The sequence below is a fragment of the Coprococcus sp. AF102-57 genome (genome assembly GCF_027686195.1).
Taxonomy (GTDB): domain Bacteria; phylum Bacillota; class Clostridia; order Lachnospirales; family Lachnospiraceae; genus Allocoprococcus; species Allocoprococcus comes.
Genome location: NZ_JAQCSY010000041.1, coordinates 1 through 14539, shown reverse-complemented (window position 1 = coordinate 14539; position 14539 = coordinate 1). Strand labels below are relative to the sequence as shown.

9 protein-coding genes are annotated in these 14539 nt (G+C 44.2%); all 9 read right to left on the bottom strand.

Annotated elements, in window-relative coordinates; all coding sequences use genetic code 11:
• Positions 1–75: 75 nt before the first annotated feature.
• Positions 76–2010 (bottom strand): PTS fructose transporter subunit IIABC, encoded by a 1935-nt coding sequence (locus PGZ10_RS16335; protein ID WP_270541891.1) that lies wholly within the window; start codon positions 2008–2010, stop codon positions 76–78.
• A 23-nt stretch (positions 2011–2033) separates the two neighbouring features.
• Entirely contained in the window at positions 2034–2954 is a 921-nt protein-coding gene (gene pfkB / locus PGZ10_RS16330; protein ID WP_195368460.1) for a 1-phosphofructokinase, read from the bottom strand.
• Positions 2954–3703: a DeoR/GlpR family DNA-binding transcription regulator gene (locus PGZ10_RS16325; RefSeq protein WP_008369518.1), complete on the bottom strand. Its 750-nt coding sequence runs from the start codon at positions 3701–3703 to the stop codon at positions 2954–2956. Before PGZ10_RS16325 ends, pfkB begins: the two co-directional genes overlap by 1 nt.
• A 436-nt stretch (positions 3704–4139) precedes the next feature.
• Positions 4140–8747 carry a PolC-type DNA polymerase III gene (locus tag PGZ10_RS16320; protein ID WP_270541890.1) on the bottom strand — a complete coding sequence of 1536 codons (4608 nt, stop codon included), beginning with the start codon at positions 8745–8747 and terminating at the stop codon, positions 4140–4142.
• A 3-nt stretch (positions 8748–8750) separates the two neighbouring features.
• Positions 8751–9806 carry a flavodoxin-dependent (E)-4-hydroxy-3-methylbut-2-enyl-diphosphate synthase gene (gene ispG / locus PGZ10_RS16315; protein WP_008369525.1) on the bottom strand — a complete coding sequence of 352 codons (1056 nt, stop codon included), beginning with the start codon at positions 9804–9806 and terminating at the stop codon, positions 8751–8753.
• A gap of 74 nt (positions 9807–9880) precedes the next feature.
• The gene (locus PGZ10_RS16310) at positions 9881–10348 is read right to left on the bottom strand and encodes a hypothetical protein (protein WP_270541889.1); all 468 of its coding nucleotides are present in this window, start codon (positions 10346–10348) and stop codon (positions 9881–9883) included.
• Positions 10349–10473: 125 nt separating this feature from the next.
• On the bottom strand, positions 10474–11943 hold the full coding sequence (gene xylB, locus PGZ10_RS16305) for a xylulokinase (protein WP_270541888.1): 1470 nt from the start codon (positions 11941–11943) through the stop codon (positions 10474–10476).
• 332 nt (positions 11944–12275) lie between these two features.
• Complete coding sequence (locus tag PGZ10_RS16300; RefSeq protein ID WP_117836284.1) at positions 12276–13760, bottom strand: L-fucose/L-arabinose isomerase family protein; 1485 nt, start codon at positions 13758–13760, stop codon at positions 12276–12278.
• Between the two features lie 34 nt (positions 13761–13794).
• Positions 13795–14415 (bottom strand): DUF4867 family protein, encoded by a 621-nt coding sequence (locus PGZ10_RS16295; RefSeq protein ID WP_173826505.1) that lies wholly within the window; start codon positions 14413–14415, stop codon positions 13795–13797.
• Between the last annotated feature and the right edge of the window lie 124 nt (positions 14416–14539).

Below are 14539 nucleotides of genomic sequence, written 5' to 3'. Positions count from 1 at the left end.
GTTACTACATACTTAAATTCTTTCATGATTCAACACTCCTGTTCTTTAAAAAATATTTAGAAAATTAATAAGTTACTACTCTGCTTTCAATGGCTTTTTGAGTAATACAATTCCCGCCATTGCTACGACAGCTCCTACAACCAATGCTATCAAAAACATCAATGGATTGTCAATAATTCCGATGACAAAAATTCCTCCATGCGGAGCTCTTGATCCGCATCCAAACATCATGGATAATGCGCCTGCTATTGCAGAACCAACTATACATGGCGGAATGATTCGAAGCGGATCAGATGCTGCAAATGGAATGGCTCCTTCTGTGATAAAAGAAAGTCCCATGATGTAGTTTGTGATACTTGTCTGCTGTTCACTCTTTGTGAAACGGTTTTTAAAAAATGTGGTGGCAAGTGCGATTGCGATCGGTGGAACCATACCTCCGATCATAACAGATGCCATAATATCAAACTGTCCACTTGCGATGGATGCCGTTCCAAATACATATGCCGCTTTGTTGAACGGTCCGCCAAAATCAATGGACATCATACCTGCAAGAACCGCTCCCAGAAGCATCTTGCTGGATTCTCCCATTCCGGAAAGGACATTATTCAGCCAGGTGTTAAATGCTCCAACCGGTGGGTTTACGATAAAGATCATAAATGCTGCCATGATCAGAATCCCAAAGAATGGATACAGAAGAACCGGTTTTGTCCCTTCCAGAGTTTTCGGAAGCTTGTCAAACAATTTCTTCAATCCGATCATCAGGTATCCTGCTGCAAATCCGGCGATCAGTGCACCGAAGAATCCGGATGAAATCCATGCGTCTTCTGCAAGGAATACAGAAGTTCCGGCTTTTGCAAGAAGTCCGCCTACAATACCAGGCATCAATGCCGGTCTGTCACCAATTGCCATTGCAATATAACCGGCAAGGATCGGGAACATCATCCCAAACGCTGTATTTCCAACGGTGTTGAAGAATTTTGCAAGTGGAGTTCCACTACCAAATGCTGCTGTACCTGCATTTGCACCGTCAACCAGAAAAGAAAGTGCGATCAGGATTCCACCGCCGATTACGAACGGAAGCATATGGGATACTCCATTCATCAGGCTCTTATAAATCTTGCGTCCGATGGTATCTCCGTCAGATGACGCACCACCCTCTTCTGTTGCTCCACCCTTGCTGTGATAAACTGGAGCATTTCCACTCAAGGCACGTTCGATCAGCTCCTGTGCTTTGTTGATTCCGTCAGATACCTTTGTACTGATCAGCGGCTTGCCGTCAAATCTTGCCATTGCGACATCCTTGTCGGCTGCAATGATGATACAGTCACAGGCAGCGATTTCTTCCGGTGTCAGTACGTTCTTGGCACCACCAGATCCGTTTGTTTCTACCTTGATGGTAACTCCCATTTCTTTCGCTTTCTTTTCCAGACCTTCCGCCGCCATGTAAGTATGGGCGATACCGGTCGGGCATGCGGTAACTGCGAGGATCTGATACGGTTTTGTAGATGCATCCGCCGGAGCTTCTGCTTTTTCTTCTGATTCTTCCGGGAATTTTTCTTTCTCGGCTACATCAACATAAGCAAGAAATTCATCAACATCCTTTGCATGAAGCAGCTTGTTTCTGAAATCCTCATCCATCAGAAGCATGGACAGACGACTGAGTACTTCCAGATGTACATTGTCCTCTGTATTCGGTGCTGCGATCAGGAAAATAAGGTATGCCGGTTCTCCGTCCAGAGAATCGTAATCTACACCCTCCGGAAGTACCATGGCTGCAAGTCCCGGTGCGCTTACCGCTTCAGTCTTGCCATGCGGGATTGCAATGCCTTCACCAATTCCTGTAGTTCCTTCTTCTTCTCGTTTGAAGACAGTTTCACGATAGGTGTCAATGTCATTGATGTTCCCGCCTTCTGCCATCAGATCGACCATTTCACGGATGACCTGCTCTTTGGAGTCTGCCTTGCCATCGAGGCAAATACTTTGCTTTTTGAGTAAGTCTGTAATCTTCATCTTGTCATTCCTCCCATTTGATTTTATATATGGTACACTTCTGCCGGTTCTCCAAGAAGTGCAACAATCTCATCTCTTGTAGCGAGCCACGAACAGAATGCCGAAGCGCTTCCTGCCGCCACACCCAGGCGGAATGCTTTTTCCATATCTTTTGTATTCAGATATCCGGTAATAAATCCTGCCACCATAGAATCACCTGCGCCAACAGAATTGACAACCTTTCCTTTCGGAGGCATGGTCTCATAGACTTTTCCATCCTTTGTCACAAGGATCGCTCCGTCACCTGCCATGGATACCAGTACATGCTGTGCTCCAAGTGCCTGTAACTTCTTCGCATGAATGATGATGTCTTCTTTTCTCTTCAGTTCTACGTTAAACATCTCACCTAACTCATGGTTGTTCGGTTTGATCAGGAACGGATGATATTTCATAACTTTTAAAAGAAGATCCTTGGTTGCATCCACTACAAAACGGATTTCTTTTCCGGAAAGTCTCTCCAGGATTCTCTCATAAATATCTTCCGGCAGAGTATTCGGAATACTTCCTGCAAGGATCAGTACATCGCCTTCTTCCAGCTTATCCAGCTTTTCATATAATGCCTGGATTGCTTCTTCTGTGATAACCGGTCCCTGTCCGTTGATCTCAGTCTCAGTTCCTGCATTGATCTTTACATTGATTCGGCTATTACCTTCTTTTAACGGGATAAAATCTGTCTCACATCCGAACTCTTCCAGCATCTTTTCCAGTACATCTCCGGTAAATCCTGCCTTGAATCCAAGCGCTTTGCTCTTAAGTCCCAGATTGGAAAGGATCACAGATACGTTGTTTCCTTTTCCTCCCGGATAGATATGTTCGCTTGTTGTCCGGTTGATCTCTCCCGGGATCAGCTGATCTGCCTGTACCACATAGTCCAAAGACGGGTTAAATGTCACTGTGTAAATCATTATTTTGCAACCTCCACAATATTTTTATATTTGTTAAATGTAGCATCCTTAAGCTTTGTTGTAATGATGTCCACTGCATCCAGTTCTGAAAATGTTACCGGTGCTACCTGACCGAATTTGGTTGAATCTGCAAGGATGTAAGCCTTTGCGCTTCTTAAGATCGCCATCTCTTTGATCGCAGCCTCCCGGATATCCGGTGTGGTGCATCCACTCTCTATATGAATCCCATTGGTTCCGAAGAATCCTTTTGTGAAATGGTATCTTCCCAGGGTTTTCATTGCTTCCTCTCCGACCAGTGCCAGCGTTGCTTCTTTTAATTCCCCACCGATCAGATAAACTATACAACCTTTCTGTGTCAGCTTCTTCGCATGCATGATTCCGTTTGTCACATACACAGCGTCCTGCTCTGTCAGGAAATCAATCAGGAAATCAGTGGTTGTCCCTGCATCGATATAGACGAAATCATCTTTTTCAATCAGAGATGATGCATACTTTCCGATCTGCACCTTTTCATCAATGTTCAGATCCTGTCTGACTGCAACAGATTCATCTCTGGTGTACTGCGCCATATTGACTGCGGTTGCACCACCATGTACCTTGATCAGCTTTCCTTTTTTATGAAGTGTTGTCAGATCTCTTCGTATCGTTGACTCTGACATATCCAGAAGCTCGGTCAGTTCCTGAACAGTGATTGTCTTGTGTTCATTCACTAATTTCAGAATTTCACTGAATCTTTCTTCTGCAAGCACTTATCTCACCTCCATTTCGACTGGTTATGACTGATTTATTCAATTGTATTTTATATTTCAGTCATTTTCAATTATTTGTTTTCTTTTTCATTCATCTTTAGTTTTAATATATCGTCTTTTTCGGTCAAAGTCAATCATTTTCAGTCATAAATAACTACCAAAAAAATAGGGATGATTTTGTGCATTTTTATGGGTGTGGAATCGGTGGTGCCAGAGTTCCGACTTGTGTTTCATCTCCATTGCACTCAACGGAATTGAAAATGGATATAGTCGGAACAGAACTCTGGCTTCTACGTTACTGGCAAAATGCAGCAAAAGGCTTTGTTTAACCTAACCAAATGCAAATTTATACTTTTCTCTTATATGCAAAAAAGCCAAAGCACTTTTTTAAGTTATATTGAATGATAACTTATCTTTAAGTACTTTGACTTTTTATTTAGGCAAAATCAAACAGGGATAACTGATTGGTCTCCGGGAGGTCGCCCAGCAAACCCATATCTGCCATCAAGTCAACCAATGTCTTGCTGACTTTTGTTCTCTGACGGAAATCGTCTTTAGAGAGGTATGGTCCGTCTTTAGCGGCAATTTCCATGGCCTCGGCGGCTTTATCGCCCATGCCGTCAATGGTGTTGAACGGTGGAAGGAGCTTGTCGCCGACGATCTGGAACTTGGATGCTTTGGATTTGTAGATATCGATCGGTAAAAAATCAAATCCTCTGGCATACATTTCCAGTACATTTTTCATATCTTTTAAGGTATCCTGATCTTTTTTACTGAGCTGATTGAGTTCTGCTCTTCTTTTATATTCTTTCATATGGTAGAGAAGTTTTTCTTTTCCCTGTCCCATCAGTTCGTAAGAGAATGCAGATGCACGGATTCCGAAGTATGCCGCATAATAGGCAAGCGGATAATTGATCTTGCAGTAGGCAATCCGGTATGCCATCATGACATAAGCTGCAGCATGGGCTTTCGGGAACATGTATTTGATCCGCTCACAGGACCAGATATACCATTCCGGCACGTCATGCTCCAGCATATCTTTTTTAAACTGTGACCACTCTTTACATTTTCCTTTTGCAACGGTTCCTTTACGCACACGTTCCATGATTGTGAAGGATTCTTCACTTTCAACACCTTTGTTGATCAGATAAGTCATGATATCATCACGGGTACAGATTGCCGTAGAAATGGTTGCCTTTCCTTCTTCAATCAGGGTCTGTGCATTGTTCAGCCACACATCTGTTCCATGAGACAGACCTGAAATACGGATCAGGTCCGAAAGCGTCTTTGGCTTGGTATCAATTACCATCTGGATAACAAAATCTGTACCAAACTCCGGGACTCCCAGACAACCAAGCGGACATCCGTCAATGTCCTCCGGTGTGATACCGAGCACCTCTGTTCCTGCAAAAAGTCCCATTACACCTGGATCATCCAATGGAATATCAGTCGCTTTAAATACATTATTCACTCCATCGTATTTATTGTCCATCGCATCGGAATTGATCAGCTCTTCCAGCGTTTTGATCATGGTCGGATCATCGTGTCCGAGAATATCCAGTTTCAAAAGGTTGTGGTCGATGGAATGATAATCAAAATGAGTGGTGATAATATCGGTCGTCATATCATTTGCCGGATGCTGGATTGGAGTGAAAGAGTTAATGTCCTCTCCATGCGGAAGAACTACGATTCCCCCCGGATGCTGTCCGGTACTTCGGCGGATTCCGGTACAGCCAGCTACGATACGATCGATCTCGCAGTTTCGCTTACGGTCACCACGCTCCTCATAATAATTCTTCACATATCCATAAGCCGTCTTTTCTGCAAGTGCGGCAATGGTTCCGGCACGGAAGGTCTGACCTTTTCCGAAAATAACCTCCGTATACTTATGCGCTTTACTCTGGTAATCTCCGGAGAAGTTCAGGTCGATATCCGGCTCTTTGTTTCCCTTGAATCCAAGGAAAGTCTCAAATGGAATGTCAAATCCGTCTTTGACCAGCTTCTGTCCACAGACCGGACAGTTCTTATCCGGCATATCGTGTCCACAGCCACCCACATATTTTTTCACTTCTTCCGAATCAAAATCACTATAGTGACAATTGCTACAATAGTAATGTGGAACCAGAGGATTGACCTCCGTAATTCCTGCCATAGTTGCAACGAATGAAGATCCTACCGAACCACGGGATCCTACCAGGTAACCATCCTCGTTGGATTTCCATACCAGCTTCTGCGCAATGATATACATAACCGCAAATCCATTGGAAATGATGGAATTCAGTTCTCTTTCCAGTCGTTCATGTACAATCTCCGGAAGGGGATCCCCGTACATAGAATGGGCTTTATTATAACAGATATCTCGCAGCATCTGGTCGGAATTCTCAATAACCGGAGGACACTTATCCGGGCGGACCGGAGAAATCTTCTCGATCATATCCGCGATCAAATTGGTGTTCCTGATCACAACTTCATACGCTTTTTCCGAACCAAGGTAGACAAATTCATCCAGCATTTCCTCCGTTGTACGAAGGTATAGTGGTGCCTGCTTATCGGCATCTCCAAATCCTTTTCCTGCCATGATGATCCGGCGGTATACCTCATCTTCCGGATCCATGAAATGTACGTCACAGGTTCCCACGACCGGTTTGTGGAACTGCTCCCCAAGATGCACGATCTTCCGGTTCAGATCCATGATATCTTCCATAGAATTGACCGAAGTTACTTTGTCACTCTCTACCATAAATGCATTGTTTCCAAGCGGCTGGATTTCCAGATAGTCATAAAAATCCACGATCTTCGCGATCGTCTCATCCGGCTTTCCATCCAGAAGTGCACGGTAAAGCTCTCCGGCTTCGCAGGCACTTCCCACGATCAGACCTTCCCGGTGCTCATTTAACACACTTTTCGGGATACGGGGTCTGCGGTTATAGTAAACCAGATGGGATGCTGAAACAAGCTGATACAAATTCACACGACCAATGTCATTTCTTGCAAGAATAATGACATGATAAGTCGGAAGCTTTTTAATAGAATCCGGGTTCAGATCCCCAAATTCATTAACTTTTGCAAGCGTTGTCAGTTCCCGTTCTTTGAGCATCTGCACAAATTTCACAAAGATTTCTGCCGTGCAACCTGCATCATCAACTGCGCGGTGATGATTCTCCAGGGAAATATTTAAAGCTTTTGCAACGGTATCCAGCTTGAAACGGTTCAGTGCCGGAAGAAGGACACGGGCAAGTGCAACGGTATCTACATAAGTAAAATCAGCCTCAATCTTCTGCCTTTTGCAGTTCTGCTCGATAAATCCCACATCAAAAGAAGCATTATGCGCCACCAGAACCGCATCGCCAATAAATTCTATAAACTGCGGCAAGATCGTCTCAATATCCGGCGAATCGATGACCATCTCATCGGTGATGCCGGTAAGTTCCGTGATACGGAACGGGATCGGACGTTTCGGATTGACAAAGGTACTGAACTTATCTGTGATCTTCCCGTCTTCCACTTTTACCGCGCCAATCTCGATGATCCGGTCAGTCACAGCGGAAAAACCGGTTGTCTCGATATCGAATACCACGTAAGTGCCTTCCAGATCCTGTCCCTTTTCGTTCTCTGCGATCTTAGTCAGATCATCTACCAGATATCCTTCCACTCCATAAATAACTTTAAATGGATCATCTTTATCCAGATCCTCGATCACATGATTGGCATCGGTAAACCCCTGCACCACACCATGATCGGTGATCGCAATCGCCGGGTGCCCCCAGTCATGTGCTCGCTTTACCAGATCTTTTGCCTCGGAAACACCATCCATATCGCTCATCTTGGTATGGCAGTGAAGCTCCACGCGTTTTTCCGGATACTTGTCTTTTCTTGTTACACGGAAATCCGAAGTTTTGCGGATTCCGGTTACAGAACCAATGGTCAGCTCTCCATCAAATTTATCAATCGTCGTAACTCCTTTGATTTTCAGAAATACACCTTTTTTAATCTCCGCAAGCAGATCCGGGAGCTGGTCATTGCGGGTAAACATCTTAACCATGATCGTGTCGGTAAAGTCGGTCACGGCAAACATGACGATTGTCTTTTCGTTCCGGATCTCACGGGTATCAAAGCTGATCACCTGTCCCCGGAAAGTAATCTCACCCATCTCTCCGGTAACTGTCTTCAGCTCGATCGGCATATCGTCAAAGTCCCGTCCATAGATTACGTTCGGGTCATCGGAGCGCTTGAGCGGATAATCCCGACGCACAAAGCTTCCCTTGCCACTTTTGAACCCACTGGACTTTCCTGCAAATTCCTGCTTTTTCGGAGTCTCCGGTTTCTTCTGTTCCTGTTTATTCTGCGTACTTGATGCATCTGCTTCTTTAGCGGCATCTTCTGCTTTTTCCGCTTTCTTCTTTGATACGCCTTCCGTTTCTTTTGCTTTTGCCGCCTCTTCCGTGGCATGCTGTGCCTGCAACTTCTGATTCCTTTCCCTGATCGCATCTACTTCCTGCTGAAGCTGCATTTCATTGAATTTCTTGTATTTGCTCTCTCCTACTTCTTCATAATCAATTTCTACATCCACCGGCACGTGGAAACGGTTCTCAAAGACGTCCTTCAGATAGCTGGTGATCTCGCTGGTCTTTCCCTCTGCAACAATCGTGTCCGCCATAGTCAGACACATAGTACGCTCCCCTTCGAAGCGGCACTTTGCCTTCTGGAACATATTTTTCTCCAGCACACTTTTCTGCTCCAGCTCAAAAAGAATACTCTCTTTGTAGGCATGCATCAGGTTCTCCGGCGTATACTGCTCGGAAAGCCGGTATTCCTCGATGATCGTCACCGGAATATTTCCCTGCGAAAACAGCTGTTCCTCAATCTGGTTCTCCACATAACATACCGTTTTCTTCGGAATCAGATGGGTACTGTAAATATAAACCTTGATATGATTTCTGGCTGAAGTGGAGGTGATTTTCGTCACCTCCACCTTTTCAAACAGCATATGGCTGTCGTTATCGATATTCAATGTTGGAAACACATCAAAAAATAGCTTTGTCATCTTCTATTCGCCCCAATGTTCCAGTTCATTACGAAGTGCATCTAAAAGTTCATCCTCTTTTACCTTACGGATGATCTCTCCTTTTTTGATCAGAAGTCCTTCCCCAATTCCCCCTGCGATTCCAAGATCAGCCTCTCTTGCTTCTCCAGGACCATTTACCACGCATCCCATCACTGCAACCTTGATATCAAGTGGATATTCAGCAACCATCGTCTCTACTTTATTGGCAAGTCCGATCAGATCAATCTTGGTACGTCCACAGGTCGGGCAGGATACAACTTCAATTCCTCCTTTTCTAAGTCCCAGTGCTTTCAGGATCAGTTTTGCACTCTTGATCTCTTCTAATGGATCCCCTGTCAGCGATACACGAATCGTATCTCCGATTCCCTGATAAAGGATGATTCCAAGTCCTACTGAAGATTTAATATTGCCTGAAAGCAGCGTCCCGGACTCGGTGATTCCCACATGCAACGGATACGGGCATTTCTTTGCGATCAGCTCATGCGCTTTTACACACATCATGACATCTGAGGACTTAATACTGACCACCAGATTGTCATAGCCCATGTTCTCGATCATGTGTACCTTGTCAAGTGCACTTTCCACGATTCCCTCTGCAGTCACACCACCATATTTTTCCAGAAGGTTCTTCTCCAGCGAACCACTGTTCACCCCGACACGGATCGGAATCTCGTATTCTTTTGCTTTCTCCACAACCGCACGGACTCTGTCCTCACTTCCGATATTCCCCGGATTGATACGGATTTTATCTGCACCGTTTTCAATTGCAGCGATCGCAAGACGATAATCAAAATGTATATCTGCAACCAGTGGAATATGGATCTGTTTCTTAATCTCTTGTAAAGCCTGTGCTGCTTCCATATTCGGAACTGCACAGCGGATAATCTCGCATCCTGCCTTTTCCAGAGCAAGAATCTGTGCAACTGTAGATTCCACGTCCTCTGTCTTTGTATTTGTCATGGACTGGATCGCTACCGGATTGCCTCCACCGATCTTTCTTCCTCCGATATTTATTACTTTTGTCTCCTTCCTTGTCATCTGCTTTTAACCTCCTGTTCTCACACAAAACCCTCTGCCTGCGGACTTTCGTGCCCACAGAGAGAGGGTTCTCTTTATTTGTCTGCTTTTTCAAAAATCATCTGGTCCCCATAATCCCACTCGGTAAGTGTAAGCTCGGTTCCGTCCACACTGTAATTGAATGTAGTGAGTACAGAATTGATCGCCTGCTCTACTTCCGATGTAGTTACATTATCACCAAGTTCTTTCGCTGTCTCATCCAGCTCTTCCTGCTTTACAGTAAATGTAATCTGCTTTGCCTTGATATCCAGTGTATATCCAAGTTCCACATCCACATCCTTACCATCGATCAGGTTCTTCCAGTCAAGCTCTGCTTCATTATGGTCATCTACTTCCAGTATCATATCACTCTCATCATGCTTCCACTTTCCTTCCAGCGGATTTCCGAAAAATCCCTGGTAAATGAAATATCCAGCCACGATAATGATCAGAACGGTCGTAATTCCTGTCACATAGTTCCACACACGGCTTCTTTTATCTTCATCATTCTTTGCAATAATCATAGAATCAAGCCCTCCACATCATGTCAATCTTATAATTCATTATACGGGTTTTAACTTTCACTGTCAACGGGGACTGCAAAGAAGAAGATTCAATGTGACTGACGCCATAAAAATCTTATATTCAATTACTGAATATGCGGAAATACCGGTTTGAGTGCCGGGTAGATCTGACGGAACTCCTGATATCTCTTTTCGTATTTTTCAACCAGTTCTGCTTCCGGTTCTACGGTATCTACAATCTTAACCAGCTTGTCAGCTGCTGCTTCTACGCTTTCGTATTCGCCGCATCCGACTGCTGCAAGGATTGCACCTCCAAGTGCCGGTCCTTCTTCGCTCTCGATGATATCCACTTTCAGGTTCATGATATTGGCGATCATCTTTCTCCAAAGAGGACTCTTTGCTCCACCACCGCAGATCTTGGTACGTTCAATCTTGATTCCAAGGCTTTTTGCAACTTCAAGGGAATCACGGAGTGCAAATACAACTCCTTCCAGTACTGCCTGCATCATATCTGCTCTTGTGGTATCCATCGTCATACCGGTAAAGGTAGCTCTTGCATATGGATCATTGTGCGGTGAACGCTCTCCCATCAGATATGGCAGATAGAATACATGGTTCTCACCTGGCTTTGTAATATCTTTCTGCTCTGCTGCAAAATCATCCGTGTGAAGAATCTCTTCTGCCCACCATTTATTGCAGGATGCAGCACTTAACATGCATCCCATCAGATGATAATGACCGTCTGCATGTGCAAAAGAATGCAGGGCATTGTTCTTATCTACGCCGAAGTTTGCACTGGAAATAAAGATGGTTCCGGATGTTCCAAGAGAAATGTTACATCTTCCGTCACCAACTGTTCCTGTTCCGACAGCTGCAGCTGCATTATCGCCTGCTCCTGCAATAATTTTTACATTTTCAGAAAGTCCGAGTTCTGCTGCTACTTCCGGCTTCAGACTTCCTACGACTTCGTAACTTTCATAGAGCTTCGGAAGCTGTTCTTCTGTCACGCCGCAGATGTCCATCATTTCTTTGGACCAGCATTTGTGTTCTACATCCATCAGAAGCATGCCGGATGCATCCGAATAATCAGAGCAGAAGCTTCCTGACAGGCAGTATGCCAGATAATCTTTTGGAAGCATGATCTTTGTGATCTTCGCAAAATTCTCCGGCTCATTTTTCTTTACCCACAGGATCTTCGGTGCGGTAAATCCAGTAAATGCAATGTTTGCTGTGTATTTAGAAAGCGTTTCTTTTCCGATCTCGTTATTCAGATAATCCGTCTCTTCTGTGGTACGTCCATCGTTCCAGAGAATTGCCGGGCGGATGACCTGGTCGTCTTTATCCAGAATGACCAGTCCGTGCATCTGTCCACCAAAGCTGATTCCTGCAACCTGGCTCTTATCACACTCAGAAGTCAGTTCTTTGATGCCTTCTACGGACTGGGTAAACCAGTCTTCCGGATGTTGTTCTGACCAGCCCGGATGTGGGAAGTATAATGGGTATTCTTTTGAAACAATTTTTTTGATGTCGCCTTTTTCATCCATTAACAGAAGTTTTACTGCGGATGTTCCAAGGTCTACGCCTATATAGAGCATGATGTTCCTCCTTGTTAGGGTTTTTGTATCAACCTGACGGATTCGAGGGGTTGTGACCAGATTATAGAAAATAAATATTGCATCTTCCAATCGGCAAAGCATTCCGATGAGCCTCTTAGGGCGGAAATTGTGTCAGCAACAGCTTCCACAATTTCTGAGTCTCATCTTCATTGCCTCAAATGGAATCTGCCATATTTATTTTCTATAATCTGGTCCTCAAGACATTGAACCGCCTGCTTGAAACATAAATCCTGTTTTTAATTCGTGTTTCTTTGTACTATAAAGGGGCGGGTTCATTCAGCCGCCCCTTATATGATTGTGTATAGTTTTAATTAGCCCCAAGGATTTTCTGTTGGGTAACGTACACCTTTTGGCTGGTTGTAGCCGATTTCGTCTACCGGTACTCCGATGTATTTGAATACTTCGTAAAGTGCTTTTCCGTAATGTCCGAATGCTACGGCTCCGTGATGCGGGAAGTTCTTTTCGATCAGTACATGACGATAGAATCTGCCCATTTCCGGAATTGCGAAGATTCCGATTGATCCGAATGAACGTGTTGCTACCGGAAGGACTTCACCGTGTGCAATGTAAGCTCTCAGTACATTGTCTGATGTGCTCTGCAGACGGAAGAATGTGATATCTCCAGGTTTGATATCTCCTTCAAGTGTTCCTTGTGTTACTTCGATCGGAAGAGATCTTGCCATGATCATCTGGTATTTCATCTCGCAGAATGAAAGTTTGGATGATGCAGTATTTCCACAGTGGAATCCCATGAATGTATCTTTCAGTGTGTAATCGAATTTGCCCTTAATGTCTTCTTCATAAAGGTCGGCCGGTACAGAGTTGTTAATATCAAGGAGTGTTACAGTGTCTTCACTTACAACTGTTCCGATGAATTCGCTGAGTGCTCCATAGATATCTACTTCGCAAGATACCGGAATTCCCTGTGCTGTCAGACGGCTGTTGACATAGCATGGTACAAATCCAAACTGTGTCTGGAATGCAGGCCAGCATTTTCCGGCGATTGCAACATATTTGCGGTATCCTCTGTGTTCTTCTACCCAGTCTTTAAGTGTCAGTTCATACTGAGCAAGTTTTGAAAGGATTTCCGGTTTCTTGTTACCGGCTCCAAGTTCTTCTTCCATCTCTTTTACAATTGCCGGAATTCTTTCATCTCCAGCATGTTTGTTAAATGCTTCAAACAGGTCAAGTTCTGAGTTTTCTTCAATCTCTACGCCGATATTGTAAAGTTGTTTGATCGGTGCATTACATGCAAGGAAATTCAGTGGTCTTGGTCCAAAGCTGATAATCTTCAAATTGTTAAGTCCGATGACTGCTCTTGCGATCGGTTCAAATTCATGGATCATATCTGCGCATTCTTCTGCTGTTCCAACCGGATATTCCGGAATATATGCTTTAATATTACGAAGCTTTAAGTTGTAGCTTGCATTTAACATACCGCAATATGCATCTCCACGTCCCTGGATCAGGTTGTTGCCACTTTCTTCTGCTGCTGCAACGAACATCTTTGGTCCATCAAAGTGTTTTGCAAGCAGAGTCTCTGAGATTTCCGGTCCGAAGTTTCCAAGATATACAACCAGTGCATTACATCCGGCTTTCTTGATATCTTCCAGAGCCTGTACCATATGGATCTCACTTTCTACGATACAGATCGGACATTCGTAAATATGTTCTTCTCCGTATTTTTCTTTGTAAGCTTTCATAAGTGCTTCTCTTCTTGATACAGAAAGGCTTTCCGGGAAGCAGTCACGGCTTACTGCAACAACTCCGATTTTCAGTTCTGGCATGTTATTCATTGTTTTTTCCTCCTAAAATATGAATCTGTCTGTTCTATTTTGCGATGTCGATATTCTCACCTTTAAGTCCGCACACAGCGCCTTCGATTCCTGCTTCTTCATGTGCGATCAGCCATTTGTTCTTTGCGGTAAGAAGCTTGTCATCAAATGATTTGGTATGGCAGGTCATCAGATCTGTATTGGTTCCCTTTGGAAGAACTACTACTGCCTTAAATCCATTTCCATCTACTCCGCAAGGTGCATAGTGAAGGGTTGTTCCGTACACTTCGATTCCAATTCCTGCCGGGACAAGGAATGCTTCTACTTTTGATGTGTCATATGTAAAATCCGGTTCGATATCCTGCTCTGCCCCCAGAAGCAGAATGATATCTGTCACTGCGACATTTACTTCTGAACTTCTGTGATATTCCAGTGCGTTCAGTTTGCTGTTATGTCCGTTGCAGTATCCGATCTGGATCGGAAGTTCTCCGTAAACTCTCATCTTCAGATCGATTGCAACATTCGTTGCTTCCAGTTCTTCAATAGATGGTTCGTAGATGACATCCTCCGGAAGAGGGGTGTGTTCCATTGCCTTGATCAGCTTTGAAAAATCATACCCATCGATCACACGTCCGTATCTGCTGAATTCTGGATCTGTTACTTTTTTGATTTTCATTTCTTCTACCTTCTTTCTGTCTTATATTCTAACAGGCTAAGTCGGTATCCGCTACCGAAAACTTAGCCTGTTAACTGCACTTTCTTGTCCTTATGCTACTACAATATATTTATGGATAATCCCC